The sequence below is a fragment of the Nitrosospira sp. NRS527 genome (assembly GCF_018406445.1).
GTDB classification, from domain to species: Bacteria; Pseudomonadota; Gammaproteobacteria; order Burkholderiales; family Nitrosomonadaceae; genus Nitrosospira; species Nitrosospira briensis.
In genome coordinates this window covers 1892617-1908133 of record NZ_AP024515.1, presented here as the reverse complement: position 1 = coordinate 1908133, position 15517 = coordinate 1892617, and the positions used below count along the sequence as shown (strand labels likewise).

Sequence of the window (15517 nt, the reverse complement as noted above, 5' to 3'; positions counted from 1 at the left end):
TGTAAGACCCTCTCCGCGATACGTGCTCTTCGACGTGGGCAAGGTGGTAACAGCCTCCTCGCCCACGGATTCAAATGTTGATTAGCCCGTAAATTGGCCGGTGGCGACGTCGTACTTCCCTTCCGAGACAACCATATTCAGGTCCTGGACGATATCGCTGCCGACGGCACCCGAAATCACATCCATAGGCGGCGAGACCGCAACATACACCTGACTGGCGGCGCCGACGGCTACCTGCAGCAGCGTCTGCGGTGGCGGTGTGGTGCCACCGGAGGCGGGCGCCTGCGAGGTAACGCTGAAATGGAAAGGCGCGATCGCGGTGGGGGTGGAATCGGGGATATTAATGGACGCCGTGTAGGCTTTACTATCGATAGTGAATACGGCGTTGACGGTAGCACTAATGGGCATTTGATAACTCCATTCTGGGTTGACTGGCTTGTGGGAGTGTGCGGGCGGGAAAAATTCCTTGCACACACAGGGTGGGGTAGGGCAACCGATTATAAGGTAATCTGTTTGTGGATAAATACAACATTGATGAGCTTCTTGCAAAACTATTTTTGAAATGAAGCGCACTGACATCTGATGCATGAATTCCTGCATTGAAGTGGTTACGCTTTTCCCTGTTCGCATCAATCTGGGGTACCGTAAGGATTCCTGTAAGGATTCCTATTGGGCAAGACGCCACTCTCCTATTTTCAGGATCTGCGCGTTGAACGCGCGGTGCACTTACTGCGGACAAGCAGTGACAGCATTGATCTGGTTGCCAACCGGGTCGGTTATGCAAATAGGGTAACCTTGCGTACTCTCCTTCGCCGTAGAATTGGCCGGTCTGTGAGTGAATTACGTGCAGGCGGTCTTTTCCATTACTCCCATATAGACAAGCATAGCTTTGCGCTAATTTTTCAGTACGGCCTAATCCTGAAATAACTAGGCCATTATTAACTAATATTCCGTATCTTTTATCAAAAATAATTTCAGTCCAGATCACCGGCATACTCTATTTTTGCGGCCCACGGAAATCCAGGGCAAGATGTGCCGTCCTCATAAATGACGACCACGCCGCTTTTTGGCACTCCGATAGCCATTTTGAAGCCATTGCGACCGAGACCGGCACGCGTGATCGATTTGCCAGCATCGACATTTGACGATACCGTTATCGCATTGCCTGTGTTGTTAATGACAGTATTCAAATAATAGTTTGCGTAGACAGGCGCAGGAGAAGTAATCAGAGCGACGGCAGCAGCAGCGATTTTATGCGAGTATTTCATAAATTTTCCTCTTGGATACATGGTGGCTTCAAGGTGAAGATGTGACGAGGTAAGTCTTTTATGATCAATACTGATATCGACATCTCCCGATTGATCAGAAGCTAAAGCGGAAGGTCAAAAAGACTTAACGGCCCATAAAGATAAAAAAATAATTTCTTTTTCTTCACGTATATTCGTGGGAACTTCGCGCAGGGGAAGATAGCTGGGCCGCCATGAGCGGCGCCGTAACCACCTCAACCCCCTGCGATCAATGGTAGGGTTAACGGTCAGTCTGCGGTAAAATCCGGAGAAAACACCCTATTCGTTGCCTGGAATGCGGCGCCGCTGATTCACTCACAGCGATAATCTCTATTTAGCTGCCAATCCAGAGAGCCATCACATTTAAAATCGCAGACGCGGGAAACTTCGGCTCTTTTTCGAGGCGGACGGTTCAGGTGCTGCGCGGGCAACGTACAAAACAGCTGACCGCCTGTCCTCGGGTTTACACCATTATTCCTTGGAACAATAACAATATTCATGTCACCCATCTGGATTGTCATCCTGCCATTTGCGGGCAGCCTCTGCGCGGCGGTCCTGCCATCTCACGCACGTAATGCGGCAGTTTGGCTCGCAGGCGCGGTTGCGCTGGCTTGTGTCACGCTGACGTTTCAGCTCTACCCGCAGGTAGTCAGCGAGGGCGTGGTGCGCACGGTCTTGCCTTGGGTGCCGGAACTGGGCCTGGATTTTACGTTTCGCGTAGATGGTTTCGCCTGGCTGTTTGCCATGCTGGTGTCCGTGATGGGGGCGCTGGTCATACTGTATGCGCGGTACTACATGGCGGCGCAAGATCCCGTGCCGCGCTTCTTCGCGTTTTTTCTGGCTTTCATGGGCGCCATGCTCGGGGTTGTGCTCTCGGGTAATCTCATTCAGCTCGTGGTTTTCTGGGAGCTGACCAGCCTGACGTCGTTCATGCTCATCGCTTACTGGTACCACCGGGTGGATGCGCGCCGTGGTGCGCGCATGGCGCTTACCGTGACGGCGGCCGGCGGTTTATGCCTGCTTGCGGGCATGCTGATACTGGGGCATATCGTCGGCAGTTATGACCTGGATGTCGTGCTGGCTTCAGGCGACATTATTCGCGCGGATGTATGGTATCTGCCGGCGCTGGTCCTGGTCGCACTGGGCGCGCTTACCAAAAGTGCTCAGTTTCCGTTTCACTTCTGGCTGCCGCATGCAATGGCGGCGCCGACGCCGGTATCGGTTTACCTTCATTCGGCGACTATGGTCAAGGCAGGGGTATTTCTACTGGTGCGGCTATGGCCCGTGCTCGCCGGCACGCAAGCCTGGTTCTGGATCATTGGCACCTCGGGCCTTATTACGCTTGTGCTGGGGGCCTATGCGGCGATCTTCCAGCGGGACATGAAGGGTGTGCTGGCGTATTCGACCATCAGCCATCTGGGGCTGATCACGCTGCTGCTCGGGCTGAACAGCTCGCTGGCATTGATCGCGGCTATTTTTCATATCATGAATCATGCGACGTTCAAAGCCTCGCTATTCATGGCGGCCGGCATGGTCGACCACGAGACCGGCACGCGGGACCTTACCCGGCTGAGCGGGTTGTATCGGGCCATGCCCATCACCACGACGCTGGCCATGGTCGCGGCGGCGTCGATGGCGGGTGTCCCGCTGCTCAATGGTTTCCTTTCAAAAGAAATGTTCTTCGCGGAGACGATGTTTGTCAGCGGCCATGCGGTCACGCGTATTGGCTTGCCGGTGCTGGCAGTGATCTGGGGAATATTCAGCGTTGCGTATTCGTTGCGTTTTATCTTGCAGGTGTTTTTCGGACCCCCTGCACAGGATTTACCGAGAAAGCCGCACGAGCCGCCACGCTGGATGCTGCTGCCCAGCGCGTTGCTTGTACTGGCTTGCCTGGTGGTAGGCATGTTTCCAGCCGCGACCATGGGACCCTTTCTGGATACGGCGGCCCGCTCGGTGTTGGGCGCATACATGCCGTCTTATAGTCTGGTGGTCTGGCATGGGCTGAATCTCCCGCTGGTGATGAGCCTGGTGGCAATGGTTGTCGGAACCGGACTCTATCTGGCGCTCGGCAAATACCAGCAGGGCGCGGCGGTAGTCCCGTTGATCAACCGCTTCGACGGCAGGCGCCTTTTCGAATTTGCGATCCAGAAACTCGATGCGTCGGCGGCGTGGCTGATGCGGTGGCTCTCGACAGAACATTTGCAAGTCCAGTTGCTGCTCCTGATTTGCGCGGTGTTCGCAATTGCATTGGTACCATTGCACAAGGGGCTGCCGGCGGGCAATATGGCCGGGTCGGCGTTCCAGCCGGCATTCGCGCTGCTGTGGCTGGTGGGCGCAGCGTGTGCGGTTGGTGCGGCGACCCAGGCGAAGTACCATCGTCTTGCCGCGCTTAGCCTTGCGGGTGGGGCAGGGCTCGCCACGGCCATGACATTTGTCTGGTTTTCGGCACCCGATCTGGCCCTGACGCAACTGGTCGTGGAGGTCGTGACGGTTGTCCTGATCCTGCTTGGTCTGCGCTGGCTTCCGCCCCGGTACGCCTGGATCGACGATGCACTGGATTCATTCGGGGCACGGGTGCGGGCGCGTAGCCGGCGCCTGCGGGACCTGGCGCTTGCAAGCATTGCCGGGGTCAGCCTGGCCATGTTGAGCTATGCGGTGCTGACGCGGCAGGCTGGAAAAGGCATCTCCCATTTCTTCATCGAAAATTCGTTGCCGCTGGGTGGCGGCGCCAATGTGATCAATGTGATACTCGTCGATTTCCGCGGTTTCGATACGCTGGGTGAAATTACGGTGGTGGGAATCGTTGCGCTGACCGTATTCGCTCTGCTGCGGCGGTTCCGCCCCGCGCCAGAGAGCATGGAGCCGCCGCCCCAGCAGCGTGAGCAGGATGCGCAGACGGGCATGGCCGCGCCGGACCCGCATGCGCCGCTGCCGCCGGGCCCGATGATGGTGCCGGGTACGCTCGTCCAGCTACTGCTGCCGGTTGCCGGCATGGTATCGGTCTTTTTCCTGCTGCGTGGGCACAATGAGCCCGGTGGAGGATTCGTAGGCGGGTTGATCATGGCGACGGCAATTATCCTGCAATACCTCGTCGGCGGCACCGCCTGGGCGGAGTCGCGCACGCGCATTCGCCCCCACTACTGGATCGGGGCAGGGCTTTTGTGCGCGGCGGGTGCGGGTATATCGGCATGGGTGGCAACGCGCCCATTTCTCTCAGCCCTGGCGTGGCACGAAACTTTGCCGGTAATCGGCGAACTGCATCTTTCCACGGTACTGTTGTTCGACCTGGGTGTCTATTTTCTGGTGATTGGATCAACGGTGCTGATCCTGGTAGCGCTCGCGCACCAATCGTTACGCGCCCATCGGAAAAGCGCGGCCCAGGCACGACCCGAGACGGCCACCGGCAGCGTGGCAGCGCTTCCGGCGCAGGCGGGACCGGAGGGCTGATGGAAATTGTCTACGCTCTCGCGATTGGCGTGCTGACCGGATCCGGCGTATGGCTGCTACTGCGGCCGCGTACCTTTCAGGTCATCATCGGGTTCTCCCTGCTGTCCTATGCGGTCAATCTGTTCATTTTCGGCATGGGGCGGCTGGCTGTCCATCTCCCGCCCATCATTACCACGCTCAACCCCGACCCAACCCGCTTTGACGATCCTGTGCCCCAGGCGCTGGTGCTGACAGCAATCGTGATCAGTTTTGCCACGACGGCACTGTTTCTGGTTGTCTTGCTCGCATCGCGGGGTTTGACCGGCACGGATCACGTCGACGGCGAGGAGGAGCCTGAACCATGAGCTGGTTACAGCATTTGCCGGTATTACCAGTAGTCATACCACTCGTGGCGGGAGCGGTAATGTTGCTGTTTGCCGAATCCCGGCGCACCACCCGCATGTTCATCGCACTCAGCGCCACGCTGGCAAACCTCGCGGTGGCGGCCTTGCTCGTATATATGGCCAATCGCGGCATGCCGGAGATTTGGCCGGGAGGAATCGCGGTGTATCTGCTGGGCGGCTGGGAGGCGCCGTTTGGTATCGTGCTGGTAGCGGATCGGCTGTCTGCTGTGATGTTGATGCTGACCGCGGTACTGGCACTCGCATCGTTGGTATATGCATTGGCGCGCTGGAAACGGATGGGGCCTCATTTCCAGTCACTGTTCCAGTTCCTGATCATGGGCGTGAATGGCGCTTTTCTGACTGGCGATTTGTTCAACCTGTTCGTGTTTGTCGAAGTGTTGCTGGCCGCATCCTATGGTTTGCTCCTGCATGGTCTGGGCGCTGCTCGCGTCAAGGCAGGCTTGCACTACATTGCCATCAATCTGGCGGCTTCGCTTGTTTTTCTGATTGGCGTCGCGCTGATTTATGGCGCAAGCGGCACACTGAACATGGCGGATCTGGCCGTGCGGGTGCCGGGACTGGACGACGGCGACCGTATTTTATTCGAAGCGGGTGCTGCGATCCTGGGCGTGGCGTTTCTGGTCAAGGCGGGTGCATGGCCATTGAACTTCTGGCTGCCGGCGGCTTATGGCGCTGCGGCGGCGCCGGTGGCGGCGGCGTTTTCAATCCTGACCAAGGTGGGGATTTATGCGCTGCTGCGATTGGGGTCGCTGCTGTCTGCCTCAGGTGCACCTGCACCGTTTAATGATGGATGGCTGTTCGGCATCGGCATGATCACGCTTGCACTCGGTACCGCAGGCATGCTGAGCGTGCAGCAACCCCAGCGATTGGCGGCGTATTGCGTCATCGTGTCAGCTGGCACGCTATTGGCGGCGCTTGGGCTGGGGGGAGAGGGGATGAAAGGCGCGGCGATGTTTTATCTGGTCAGTTCTGTATTGGCGACCGGCGCTTTTTTCATGCTGAGCGAAATGATCGAGCGTACTCAGCGATTTGGAGACAACGCGATAGACGTTTCACTGGAATCATTCGGCCTCGACGATCCGCTCGATCCCGACCGTCCGGATGAGGTGGTGGGTATTGTACTACCCGCAGCCATGGCGTTTCTGGGCCTGAGTTTCGTATCGTGTGCGCTGCTGGTAACAGGACTGCCGCCGCTGTCCGGCTTCGTCGGCAAATTCATGATTCTTTCGGCCACGCTGGGAACCGCACCGCTCGAGACCGTGCCGGCATCGACCTGGGCGTTATGGGCGGCGATGCTCGGGTCGGGGCTGGTCGGTATCATTGCATTGTGCAGAATGGGCATGCGCCTGTTCTGGAGCTCGGACGAGATCGTCACACCGCGACTGCATCTGACCGAAGCGGCCCCGGTGGCCGTGTTGCTACTGCTGAGCATGGGGCTCACGGCGGGAGCGGGGCCGGCGGCCAATTATCTCGCACTTACCGAGATTTCGTTATCTTCACCGCGAATATACATTGATGCCGTGCTGGGGAACGGCCTTTTATCATCCCCGTCAAATGGGGCTGGGGAACCTGAGCGATGAAACGATGGCCATCTCTATCGCTGTTTACGATAGTTCTGTTCGCGATCTGGCTCCTGCTCAATGATTCGCTGGCGCCGGGCCAGATTGTGCTGGGCCTCGTAATGACGATAACCGTTTCCCTTGCGACCGCTGCGATGCTGCGATCGCGCGCGCGTCCCGGTCACCTCCTGGTTGCGATCAGGCTGCTTTTCGTTGTGCTGCTGGATATCACCCTTTCGAATATCGCAGTTGCACGCATTATTTTCGGGTCGGCGAAAGCACGCTCCAATTCCGGCTTCATGGAAATCCCTATCGATATGCGCGCTCCGTATGGCCTCGCCACGCTAGCCTGTATAGTGACTGCGACACCCGGCACCATCTGGGCGGGCCTGGCGCCGGATGGTGCTACCTTGACGATCCATGTCCTCGACCTGCAAGATGAGGAAACCTGGATCCGTACGATCAAAGACCGTTATGAACGCCCACTGATGGAGATCTTCGAATGAATACCCTGCTACCCTGGGCCGTATCCTTCGCGCTGATTGCTTTTGCACTGGCCATGATTTGCGCGGCTATCCGGCTGTTGCGCGGGCCGGCTGCGGAAGACCGCGTGCTGGCGCTGGATACGCTCTATGTTAATGCCATGCTGACTGTACTGACGCTCGGTATCCAGTTCGGGTCCAGGATATATTTCGATATCGCCCTGCTGATTGCACTGTTCGGCTTTGTCGGTTCGGCTGCCATGGCAAAATTTCTGCTGCGCGGAGAGGTAATCGAATCATGATGACGGCGGATATCCCCGTGTGGGCGGACGTGCTGGCTTCCTTACTGCTGGTATCGGGAGCGGCGCTCGCGCTGACCGGTTCCTTCGGCTTGCTCAGGCTGCCTGATCTGTTTGCGCGGATACATGCGCCTACCATGGGCAATACGCTCGGCCTAGGTTGCGTATTGCTGGCATCGATATTGGTCGCTTCCTTGCATGCTCAACGGTTCGTCTTCCAGGAATTGCTGATTTCGCTATTTGTCGTAACGACATCTCCGGTGACCTCGATGCTTCTCATACGGGCGGGAATATACCGGGACCGCAGAGATGCGCGCAAAAAGGCGATAGGTCAGCCAAGCGAGGCGCTCAAGCAAATTCAGCGGATGCAATAATACCGCGACCCATTGAAGCTCAAGCGCTACGATGCTTGAACTTTACTGACGCAGCCAATAGGTTATGCCGCCGAAATCAACGGGACGGAATAGTACTTCGCCCGTATTCGCCGTACCCGGCAGCGTTTGTACGGCTTTTTTATATTCCTCCAGGTAACTGTCGCGAACCAGGTCCGAGCCCGGTTGATAAGTCGAAACCGAGGCCACGGCTTCAACGTTCCTCTCCAGTATTCCCAGTGCCTTCAGCTCTTTCGAATATTCATCGGAACAGTGGTAATTCAGTTCCTGTTCCAGCCGCTTGATACGCATGAACAATTCCGTGGTAGTGATTATGTTCTCGGTATTGATGATGGCCCTGGATTCCATGGATTTGTTTTTCCTTGTTCATCAAAAGACCCCGCCGAGCATTTTGCTTGATCGCTTGATCGTAGGGCGCGCGTGATCTCTTCGAATCCGTGAGGATACCTGATTCCGCGAGTGTCGTTTAGTTGTCCGCAACCTGATAAAGTATATACGCTACAAACACAAAAACGTTCTTTTCCATCTCAACCTGTTCCAGGCTTCGACAGGAGAAACAATCATGACCAACAAGGCTATCTACGTGCAACCCGGCGGGGGGTTCGATCGTGTAACGCTGGGTACAAGCGATCCTTTGCCGCCGAAACTGGGCGAGATTACCGTCAGCATCCGGGCGAGTTCGCTTAACTATCACGATTACGCGGTCGTCAGCGGGATGTGGGCACCAACCGTTCCACGTATCCCCATGTCGGATGGAGCGGGAGAGGTTGTAGCGACGGGTGAGGGCGTGACTGAGTTCGCGCGGGGCGATCATGTCGTCAGTACTTTCTCCCCGTTGTGGCTGGAGGGTGAACCTGAGATTGATGATATGAGCACTGTTCCAGGCGATGGCATCGATGGTTTTGCACGCCAGCAGGTTACCATGCCTGTTACCGCGTTCACCCGTGCGCCCAAGGGGTATAGCCACGCCGAGGCGGCCACGCTTACCTGCGCGGGATTGACAGCCTGGCGCGCATTGATGGTGGATGGCGCATTGAAGCCCGGCGAGACCGTGCTGATCCAGGGAACTGGCGGCGTTTCGGTATTTGCTTTGCAATTTGCCAAGATGGCGGGCGCGACGGTAATCGCCACCTCATCCAGCGATGAGAAGCTTGGCCGGCTGGAAGCGCTGGGCGCAGACTACCTGATCAACTACCGGAAAGACCCGAACTGGGGCGACTCGGTGCGCCGATTGACTGCTGGTCGCGGGGTCGATCATGTCATCGAGGTAGGTGGACCGTCGACATTGGCGCAATCCATGGTAGCGGCACGCATCGGTGGGCACATCGCGATTATCGGCATCCTTTCCGGCGTGACGGGAACGCTGCCGTTGCTCCCGGTTCTCACGCGCCAGTTACGCCTCAAGGGATTGGTCGTCGGCAGCCGCCGCCACCAGATGGAAATGATCCGCGCTATCGATGCTAATAGCATGAAGCCGATAATCGATCGGCATTTTCCGCTGGAACAGATTGTCGAGGCTTTCCGCTATCAGGAATCCAACCGGCACTTTGGCAAGATATGTCTTGATATTTGAGCTTCCTCTCATTTTTTTCATAAAAAATGCAAAAAGAAGTGGTGGTCATCGGCGGCGGCTTTGCAGGGCTTAACCTGGTGAAGCACCTGGCTGAAGAACCCGATTTTCATGTCACGCTAGTCGATATGAATAATTACAACTTCTTTCCGCCGCTTTTGTACCAGGTAGCGACCGGCTTTCTTGAGGTATCCAATATCTGCTATCCATTTCGCAAATTGTTTCATGGTAGACGGAACGTAAGTTTCCGTTTGGGCGACCTGCGAAAGGTTATTGCGGAAGACAACAAGGTTCTCTTATCTACCGGAGAGCTGTCTTATGATTATCTTGTTCTCGCGACGGGCACGGAAACCAACTATTTTGGAATGGAAAATATCCGCAAGGCCGCACTACCGATGAAAACAGTGGACGATGCTATAGAAATCCGCAACGACATGATCCAGAAAATGGAGGAGGCAACCGTTGCCGCCGACGTGCAAAAGGTGCGGCTTTCTGTAGTCATCGCGGGTGGCGGACCCACCGGGGTTGAAATTGCGGGAATGTTTGCGGAGATGCGCGAGAATATACTGCACCAGGATTATCCGGAACTGGCTGGCCACGAAGTGGATATCTACCTTGTGGATGCATCGCCTGGGTTGCTGGCGTCAATGAGCGACAAATCGCAGCAATATGCTTATGACAGGCTGGTTGAAATGGGCGTGAAAGTACGGCTGAACAAACTGGTGAAAGATTATGTAAACAATGCCGTCATCTTTGCCGATGGCGAAACGATCAAGACCCGAATCCTGCTCTGGACCGCAGGGGTAACCGCAAAAGTGTTCGACGGCATTCCGCCGGATTGTTATGGTCGCGGTAACCGGCTTCGGGTGGACGAGCATAACAAGGTGAAGGGTGTCTCGAATATCTATGCTATCGGCGATACCTGTCTGATGGTTACCGACAGGAATTTTCCGCGGGGGCACCCGCAACTGGCGCAGGTAGCGCTTCAGCAGGGTAAAAACCTGGCTGCTAACCTGCTTGCCGCATTTTATGACAAACCGTTAAAGCCGTTTTTCTATCATGACAAGGGTTCGATGGCCATTGTCGGGCGAAATAAAGCCGTGGCAGACCTTCCCAAACCCGAAATGCACTTCAACGGTTTCGTTGCCTGGATGACATGGCTGTTCGTACATCTTTTTTCCTTGATCACCTATCGAAACAGGGTAATGACCCTGTTCAACTGGGGAGTCGCTTACTTTACCAAGGACCAATCGTTGAGGATGATAATCAGGCCAGCGGCAAATCCCGGGCGCGAGAAGTAGCCCGGGCAAAAGCGCTTCAACGATAAGAATTGGTTTATCAGACGGCCAGCTTTTTCACCCACGCGACATAGCGATCCATCCAGTTTTGCAGGAATTTTCTGGTATCTTCAATCCCGATGTCTCCATTCTCGTCGAACAATCCTTCTTTTACATGGATAAACGCTTCAGGCTGCCCGAGCGTCGGTACATCCAGGTAGGCGAGTGTATTGCGCAAGTGTTGCTGCGCCATGGCTGTGCCCGCGGCCCCTAGTGAGGCGCCTATCACCCCCGCTGGTTTGCCGGCCCAGGCATTCGCCCCATACGGGCGCGAGGCATGATCGATTGCGTTCTTGAGCACGCCCGGCATCGAACGATTATATTCGGGTGTGACGAACAGAAGCCCGTGGGCATTCGTAATTTCGTTCTTCAATCGTTTGACTGGTTCTGCCTGGTTTCCATCGTCGTCCTGATTGTAGAGCGGCAGATCGCCGATTTGGGATTGTTTGAAAGTAAGCTCCGGCGGAGCCAGTCGCATCACTGCGCCAGCCAGTTTGCGGTTGAACGAATCACGGCGAAGGCTGCCGATCACTATCGCAATGCGATATTGGCTCATGTGGGATTTCCTTATGAAAAATTGCAGAAAATGAATATGCGTGTTTCGCGTTCAGCAACCCTACCTGGGAGGCACCTCGAATATACCAAACTTGACTAGCTGCTGGTGTTGGTCTAATAGTTAAAAGGCCATCCAATGATAACGTTCTTTGTATCCATAATATAGCAGCAAAAAATCACGATTTCATTGCTGTCCGGCGTCTGGCATTAGTGCAGGAGCAACACCTGAATTCAGGAACTGATGTGTCATTGGCAGGCCAGGGTTGAGTTAATTAATCATCTTGTCGGGGGAATCAGAATGCTGGGTGATGAAAAATCGGTAATCCTGTCGTTCGACGACGGGCCAGCGCCCCTGGCAGCACTTGAAAGCATCCTGCAGACGCTGCAACAGGAGGAAATCAAGGCGGAGTTTTATGTTCTGGGCGACGAGGTAAGGCAATATCCTGAAGCGGCAAGAATGATTGTGGATCAGGGGCATGACATCCAGAACCATTCCTGGAGCCACTCGGATCTTGAGCGGGCGACAGAACAAAGCGTGCGCAGTGAACTGGAACGCACCCAGAACATTATCAAGAAAACCACCGGCGTAACGCCGACTAAAATCCGTCCGCCATACGGTGCGGGGGGATTCCGTGGACACCTCGATCCGGAGTTGGTCGAGGTGGCACGGGACCTGTCCCTGGACATCGTAACCTGGGACATCGATACCGAGGATTGGAAAGCCCCGCAAGGTCTGGGACCGGAAAAAATAAACAATATCGAGAGTCAGTTCGAGCAACACCCGCGTAGGGAATCCTTCAATATCCTCATGCACGTGCAAACGGGGACGGCCAGGGATCTGCCGGCTTTTATCTCCCGGTTAAGGGAATGGGGGTTTACCATTGCGGAACCGTAATGGACCGCAGTGACGAGCTTCAGCAGGCGCATCATTGGCGCCGGGATGACGTTCCACTCGGCTCCGCATTGTTTTCCTTGTTGTCTATACTGTTATCAAGCCCGACGATCGCGGCGGGGCAGGAAAATCGGGAATATGATTGCAGGCCGGATATCAAATATGAGTGCACCGTAGACCAGTGCGAAAAGATAGTCAGCGATTTCCAGCATGCCGAGTGGTTCGCTTACAGCACGACAACCGGCGAGTTATCGGCTTGTCTATGGACGAACTGCTACGCAGTCAAGGCGACCGTATTCAGGGACCGGGCCTCGGGTAACCTTACGGCGATCGGTAAGCTGATACCAACTGCGCATCCCGGAAATGAGCCGATAATCGTTTCATTGACAATCGATACCGGAAATAGCGACGATACCGGCAACTTTACCGCTGTCTGGGGGTATCGTAACGAGGGGTTGACGTTTGACATGGGCAAGTGCGCGCTTCGAAAATCTCGCTGAGGCCGGTCAACCCCTAATTTACTTACAACGTGAGTTTTGCTGCAGGGCCGAATGTCCGGCCTTGGGGGTTTCCTGGCGCGCGTAAGGCTTCCCTTTTCGCTCGCGCAAGCGCTGTCGTATGATCAGCAACCATCCGTTGCGCGAAAAACTGTACTTCCGCGCTGGATGACTTGAACTGAGCAAGCTTGCCGGATTCGATATCTAAGGTATGCGCTGCGGTGATTATGGCAGCGATTTGATGATCATTCAGTGCTGGTTGTGCCTGGACCTGTGTCCAAAATTTAGATGCGATAAACTCACTGGCAAACAGGAGGAAAATCTTCATGGGACCTCTACAATATAGATTCATAGGCGCCGGCAATAACCGACCTGCATGAGAGTGCGTTGCGTTTCACGGATAAGGCGGAGAACGGGTATGTTTTACCCAGCCATTCCGGGGGAGTTTGTTAACTGTCCCCCATAAAGCGGAATCGTTAGTCCTAACGTGCTACTAGTGGCGGCAATGGCACTAGTAATTTCGTTCGTATGAACTATATTTAGGTGGTCAGCTGTGCTAAGAAACCGATTAAGAACGAAATGAAGCGGGGCCGAGATCAGGTTTAACGCCACTCATTTTTTAGTTACTCGCATTAAGGAAAAATTGGCCGAGTTGATGTTTCGTTGTGCGAGAAAATTTCTCACTCTTTAAATCGCTTTTAGTAACGTTCCTCTGCAAGTGTTCAACTAAAGATTGAGGAGACTGAAATGGAAGAAAACGAACCTGAGTTTACAATTACCATCACATATGACAACTTCCTCACCCGTTTCGATTTAAATGAAATCCTGTCTTGGATTGACACGCTAATCGAAGATGAGCTTTTGTCTAGGTGGCACCCTCATTTATGCCTGCCCTCGTTCTATTTATTTCCCCTTCGGAAAGCCTCGGAACTTTCTTTCATAGGAATTAGGTCCACCGATAAAGGTACCCTCACGCTGAACGTTGCCTTTAGCACTGCAGTGGCGGTTTATGTCGGACGTCGCTTCAAACCAAGTGTGGGTAAGAGTTTTTTAGCTGATCAGCTTGACCTTACGGGGGGGGTTGCCAACGGCGTGATTGAGCCCGTCATGACGAGAATAAACGAGTGGGCTACGCAATATGTGCCGAAACAACGGGAGTTGGGGGGGCAAGTTACCGATATTCAAGTAAAGAGGTGCCACGTTAAACGAAAGAACGGGAATTCGAGAACGGTATAGCAGTACGATACGATTGCATCGTATAAAACCTCATGGCTGGGTGCGTTCACAAGCGAGAAGGCTGCGTGGAATTTCACTTGGACGGGTCCGCCACGCGTCTCAGGCTAACCAAGCAGTTGGCCTACCTTGACGGGCGCTACGACCTGGATGAGCGCATCCCAAAAACGGAAACATACGTTCCAGAAAACGCCCGCTTCGAGTGCCCTCCTGCGCATTATCGCCCAAGCTGAACGGTTGCGAGACTCGCTTCGTGGGCGCCGGCTTCCACTCGGAAGCTGGAAATGGAAGACCTGATCAATATTTGGGCTATCCCTCTCCAGCGGCTTTCTTGCCGAGATAGGCAGCCTGACCCAAGCCAAATATGGAAAGCATCGTTGCGTCGACATCAGGCATCGTAACGACACGACGGAACTCGATGTGCTCCATGAATTCGACCGCAGATATGGCATAGATAATGACTGCCAGGATTGTGATTGCCACCATCTGGAAATCGCCCAGATCGGTTTTATTGTTGTCATCGGTGATGAGATTGGTTGCCCTCGGTGCACTGGCGTTCGTTTTCATGTCGGGTTTGCCTTCGACCTTTCCTGTCGTAATCGCCTTGGCAGCGGCAAAGGTGAGTACGCTGATGCCGGAAAGGATGAGCAGGTTGGGTGGGATATCCACCCCGCCCACATAGGTCCAGCCGGCTGCCGCGATACGGTGCGATACGATGGCGATATAAGCGCTGATGACCAGCGTAAACCAGAGAACGGTCTGGAATTTCGAACTGCTGTAACGATTGTCGGTGCCGAGAAACAATGCTGCCGGATGGCCCTTCGTAAAAATGAAAGCGATAACCCAAAGCGATACCAGCGCACCGATGAGCGAGAACCATCGCGCGCCACGGCCGACCACTTTGCTCTGCCATTCAAGGGATTTCACGTGATTGATTCCATCCATGGCGTCGACGTCTCCATCTCGCACGAATGTTGCATTGATCCCGTCTCCGGAACGCATCGCTGAGACTAGCGGCTGGAACTGCTTATCTACCTGGAGCGGTATATTGATCTCGTTCTCTGGCTTATCCGGTTGCCGGGTCCGGACGACGAGCCACGACATATCGATGGCAATTTCCTTTATCGTCCCAACTATGGTTCTACCGACTACCTTGACTTCGCCCTTGAGGATGTTGCCCTTGGGAGTATGTTCATAGGTCAGTTTGACCAGATCGCCGGTTTTGGGCTGAACAATTGGGATTTCCTTTTCCCGGGGAAAAAACTGGCGTATCTCGCCGCTCATCGATTTTACCTCCAGTGGCATTGCCTGAATAACAATACCCTCGAAATTCAGAGGATTGGCACCAGGCGGGGAGGGGGTTCTGTCATCCTGTGGCTTGGCATTCTCGCTGGCAACGGCCGGTTGGGGCGGGGTCTGCGGTGGTTCCTGCGCAAAAGCCCGGGGCACGAGTAGCAGAAATGCAAGGGTATAGAAAAGTTTTTCGCCAGGCATATCGATAAAGTCCTGTATTGGGTGACTGTTACTTATGCGAACTGCAACTGCGGATCGTTATCCTAAATCC

Annotated in this window: 19 protein-coding genes; 13 read left to right on the top strand and 6 right to left on the bottom strand. The window is 55.0% G+C overall.

Going from position 1 to position 15517, the window contains the following annotated elements:
• Nucleotides 1–81: 81 nt before the first annotated feature.
• Nucleotides 82–408: a hypothetical protein gene (locus KJS40_RS08570; protein ID WP_213537131.1), complete on the bottom strand. Its 327-nt coding sequence runs from the start codon at nt 406–408 to the stop codon at nt 82–84.
• A 312-nt stretch (nt 409–720) separates the two neighbouring features.
• On the opposite strand from KJS40_RS08570, the gene KJS40_RS08565 reads away from it, so the two are divergent.
• The gene (locus KJS40_RS08565) at nt 721–927 is read left to right on the top strand and encodes a hypothetical protein (protein ID WP_244859776.1); all 207 of its coding nucleotides are present in this window, start codon (nt 721–723) and stop codon (nt 925–927) included.
• 47 nt (nt 928–974) lie between these two features.
• On the opposite strand, the gene KJS40_RS08560 is transcribed toward KJS40_RS08565, so the two are convergent.
• Nucleotides 975–1268 carry a hypothetical protein gene (locus KJS40_RS08560; protein WP_213537130.1) on the bottom strand — a complete coding sequence of 98 codons (294 nt, stop codon included), beginning with the start codon at nt 1266–1268 and terminating at the stop codon, nt 975–977.
• Between the two features lie 516 nt (nt 1269–1784).
• Here KJS40_RS08560 and KJS40_RS08555 point away from each other — a divergent pair.
• From KJS40_RS08555 to mnhG, 6 genes are read left to right on the top strand one after another with little or no spacing between them, the layout of a single operon-like run.
• A complete protein-coding gene (locus tag KJS40_RS08555) occupies nt 1785–4733 on the top strand; it encodes a monovalent cation/H+ antiporter subunit A (protein WP_213537129.1) in 2949 nt (982 codons plus the stop codon).
• Nucleotides 4733–5077: a Na+/H+ antiporter subunit C gene (locus tag KJS40_RS08550; RefSeq protein ID WP_213537128.1), complete on the top strand. Its 345-nt coding sequence runs from the start codon at nt 4733–4735 to the stop codon at nt 5075–5077. The genes KJS40_RS08555 and KJS40_RS08550 overlap by 1 nt, the downstream gene beginning before the upstream one ends.
• On the top strand, nt 5074–6717 hold the full coding sequence (locus KJS40_RS08545; protein ID WP_213537127.1) for a monovalent cation/H+ antiporter subunit D: 1644 nt from the start codon (nt 5074–5076) through the stop codon (nt 6715–6717). The genes KJS40_RS08550 and KJS40_RS08545 overlap by 4 nt, the downstream gene beginning before the upstream one ends.
• Entirely contained in the window at nt 6714–7202 is a 489-nt protein-coding gene (locus KJS40_RS08540; RefSeq protein ID WP_213537126.1) for a Na+/H+ antiporter subunit E, read from the top strand. The genes KJS40_RS08545 and KJS40_RS08540 overlap by 4 nt, the downstream gene beginning before the upstream one ends.
• Complete coding sequence (locus tag KJS40_RS08535) at nt 7199–7480, top strand: K+/H+ antiporter subunit F (protein ID WP_213537125.1); 282 nt, start codon at nt 7199–7201, stop codon at nt 7478–7480. The genes KJS40_RS08540 and KJS40_RS08535 overlap by 4 nt, the downstream gene beginning before the upstream one ends.
• Nucleotides 7477–7851: a monovalent cation/H(+) antiporter subunit G gene (gene mnhG, locus KJS40_RS08530; RefSeq protein ID WP_213537124.1), complete on the top strand. Its 375-nt coding sequence runs from the start codon at nt 7477–7479 to the stop codon at nt 7849–7851. The genes KJS40_RS08535 and mnhG overlap by 4 nt, the downstream gene beginning before the upstream one ends.
• Before the next feature lie 42 nt (nt 7852–7893).
• On the opposite strand, the gene KJS40_RS08525 is transcribed toward mnhG, so the two are convergent.
• Nucleotides 7894–8217, bottom strand: coding sequence for a hypothetical protein (locus tag KJS40_RS08525; protein WP_213537123.1), 324 nt, complete (start codon nt 8215–8217; stop codon nt 7894–7896).
• A 214-nt stretch (nt 8218–8431) separates the two neighbouring features.
• Here KJS40_RS08525 and KJS40_RS08520 point away from each other — a divergent pair, with 214 nt between their 5' ends.
• Complete coding sequence (locus KJS40_RS08520) at nt 8432–9442, top strand: NAD(P)-dependent alcohol dehydrogenase (protein WP_213537122.1); 1011 nt, start codon at nt 8432–8434, stop codon at nt 9440–9442.
• A gap of 26 nt (nt 9443–9468) precedes the next feature.
• Entirely contained in the window at nt 9469–10740 is a 1272-nt protein-coding gene (locus KJS40_RS08515) for an NAD(P)/FAD-dependent oxidoreductase (RefSeq protein WP_213537121.1), read from the top strand.
• A 37-nt stretch (nt 10741–10777) separates the two neighbouring features.
• Here KJS40_RS08515 and KJS40_RS08510 read toward each other — a convergent pair whose 3' ends face one another.
• Nucleotides 10778–11332: an NAD(P)H-dependent oxidoreductase gene (locus KJS40_RS08510; RefSeq protein ID WP_213537120.1), complete on the bottom strand. Its 555-nt coding sequence runs from the start codon at nt 11330–11332 to the stop codon at nt 10778–10780.
• A 240-nt stretch (nt 11333–11572) separates the two neighbouring features.
• Between KJS40_RS08510 and KJS40_RS08505 the strand changes: the two genes are divergently transcribed.
• Both KJS40_RS08505 and KJS40_RS08500 read left to right on the top strand, forming a co-directional pair.
• On the top strand, nt 11573–12226 hold the full coding sequence (locus KJS40_RS08505; protein ID WP_244859510.1) for a polysaccharide deacetylase family protein: 654 nt from the start codon (nt 11573–11575) through the stop codon (nt 12224–12226).
• Nucleotides 12226–12723 (top strand): hypothetical protein, encoded by a 498-nt coding sequence (locus KJS40_RS08500; RefSeq protein ID WP_213537119.1) that lies wholly within the window; start codon nt 12226–12228, stop codon nt 12721–12723. Before KJS40_RS08505 ends, KJS40_RS08500 begins: the two co-directional genes overlap by 1 nt.
• Before the next feature lie 22 nt (nt 12724–12745).
• On the opposite strand, the gene KJS40_RS08495 is transcribed toward KJS40_RS08500, so the two are convergent.
• Nucleotides 12746–13048, bottom strand: a complete 303-nt coding sequence (locus tag KJS40_RS08495) for a DUF4142 domain-containing protein (protein WP_213537118.1) — start codon at nt 13046–13048, stop codon at nt 12746–12748.
• A gap of 419 nt (nt 13049–13467) precedes the next feature.
• Between KJS40_RS08495 and KJS40_RS08490 the strand changes: the two genes are divergently transcribed.
• Both KJS40_RS08490 and KJS40_RS08485 read left to right on the top strand, forming a co-directional pair.
• Complete coding sequence (locus tag KJS40_RS08490) at nt 13468–13956, top strand: hypothetical protein (RefSeq protein ID WP_213537117.1); 489 nt, start codon at nt 13468–13470, stop codon at nt 13954–13956.
• Between the two features lie 65 nt (nt 13957–14021).
• A complete protein-coding gene (locus KJS40_RS08485; RefSeq protein ID WP_213537116.1) occupies nt 14022–14186 on the top strand; it encodes a hypothetical protein in 165 nt (54 codons plus the stop codon).
• A 76-nt stretch (nt 14187–14262) separates the two neighbouring features.
• Here the strand turns inward: KJS40_RS08485 and KJS40_RS08480 are convergent, their stop codons facing one another.
• On the bottom strand, nt 14263–15447 hold the full coding sequence (locus KJS40_RS08480) for a hypothetical protein (protein WP_213537115.1): 1185 nt from the start codon (nt 15445–15447) through the stop codon (nt 14263–14265).
• Nucleotides 15448–15517 lie beyond the last annotated feature (70 nt).